Source organism: Marinilactibacillus piezotolerans (assembly GCF_900114235.1).
Taxonomy (GTDB): Bacteria; Bacillota; Bacilli; order Lactobacillales; family Carnobacteriaceae_A; genus Marinilactibacillus; species Marinilactibacillus piezotolerans.
This window is the reverse complement of the sequence record NZ_FOSJ01000109.1, coordinates 1-1,877: the sequence shown is the minus strand read 5'-3', so window position 1 is coordinate 1,877 and position 1,877 is coordinate 1. Positions and strand designations below refer to the sequence as shown.

Below are 1,877 nucleotides of genomic sequence, written 5' to 3'. Positions count from 1 at the left end.
AAGCATTATGGTGTTAAGTCAAGAGAATAGATTAAAATGACAACCTAATTTCATAAAAAAGGGTGCACTGAACTAAACCGCCACGCATTCGAAAATACGTTCGGTTTATGTCTTCGGATAGTCGTCCTTAAGAAATAGTTTCTCTTAAGACTCCATCGCCTCCGATCTTGCGATATAGAGTTGGTGATCGCTTAGGAGTGCAAACACCAGACGCACTAATTTTCGTGCAGTTAAGACGAGGGCTCGTTTGTGTTGTGTTTTCGGTACTTCTTTATATTTTTTCTGGTAATAGGCTTCATACTCAGGAATATATCGTCTTACAGAGTTGGCAGCTTGAACTAAGTAATAACGTAAATAACGGTTTCCTGACTTAGACATCGGTGTCTTTTCTTTTTGATAGTTACCAGATTGATGTTTTGGCCAATAAAGACCAGCGTATTTTGCCAGTTGAGCTTCATGGTTAAATCGGTCAATTTGACCAACTTCAGCGATAATGCCTGCGGCATAAACAGGTCCAATTCCTGGAATGCTTAACAATGTTTTGGCGCTATCGATGGTTTCCATAATATTCTCAATGGCTTTATCAATGATTTTTATTTCTTGTTCAAATCCACGTATAACACGCATTTGAACACCTAGATTGATATCAATACTGTCTTGTGCTAATTTGCCTAAGCGATAAGAGTCTGAGACAGATTTTCTAATGACTTTAGCTAATTTGACAGGATCTTTAAAGCGTCCTCGTCCAAACTTTTGAAGTAAAGCAGCTAGCTCAACGCTATTCATTGTCCGAATCTCAGCCATTGAAATGTCGCCATTCATTAATTGAATCATCGTTGAACTAAACACAGACGTGCTTATATTTTCAGCTTTTAAGTCACTCGAAAGAGTGTTGCACTTGTAATAAAGATTTTCCACGTAGTGCTGCTGGGCTTCGGTCATCTGTCGAATCAACTGATAGCGTGTACGAGTAAAACGTAGAAGAGCAACGAATTTTTCTTCTCGTGGTTGAGATTTCGTATGCTTTCCAGTTGTCAAAAACTCTGCAATGATTTGGGCGTCTAATTTATCATTCTTTTCTTCTGTCCAGACTTTAGAAAAACGATGAATAACCCGCGGGTTTTCTACAATGGTTTCAACGTTAATCAGTTTCAACTCTGGATCATTTGAGAAGAATAGGGACGGGTGCATACTGTATTGACCCGTCGCTTCCATACCTACAAGTATTTTGTCAAAATCCAACTCCTCGTGAAAGCGAAGGATTTTATCTTTAATCATTGTGGCGCCTGACTCACTATTCGCTACTGTCTCTTGCCAAAGAATCGTATTGGTATCATCTTCACGTAAGAGAAAACAAGCATCAAGCTTCGCTTTACTTACGTCTAAACCGACAAATAATTTCATGGAAGGGTTCCCCCTTTCGTTATAAATTTGGAAGGTAAGCTTGGTCACTCCGGGCTATCCCTGTAACACAATGCGTGCCTTAACCTCGAGCATAAGTATTTAACTCGTTTCTTGTGTAGCTGCCAAGACCGAAGGTTTCCTAAGACCAACGGACACAAGAACCAAGCCATACAGCTTATGAGTAAATAGTCTCAACATTGTGACGGGAAGCATGCTTAATGAGTAGTCGAACTACAAGGAGGGGAAAGCTTCATCCCATTTAGAACCATCTTCCATCTAGTTCTATTTTACACAGAAACAGCACGGAATGACCAAGCGATAACCAAGATATTTAATTATCAAAGAACTAAAGTGAATGGATCATCAAAAGCGACTTTTTGAAATTTTTCTCCCCCATGGGGGAGAAAGCTCCATTCTTTCAAACAGTTAATCCATCAACTAAGTTAAGAACAATTCTTAACTACATACTTATT

1 protein-coding gene is annotated in these 1,877 nt (G+C 39.2%); it reads right to left on the bottom strand.

What is annotated here, in order from left to right:
• Window positions 1–144 precede the first annotated feature (144 nt).
• On the bottom strand, window positions 145–1,404 hold the full coding sequence (locus BM212_RS12265) for an IS110 family RNA-guided transposase (protein WP_080145550.1): 1,260 nt from the start codon (window positions 1,402–1,404) through the stop codon (window positions 145–147).
• Between the last annotated feature and the right edge of the window lie 473 nt (window positions 1,405–1,877).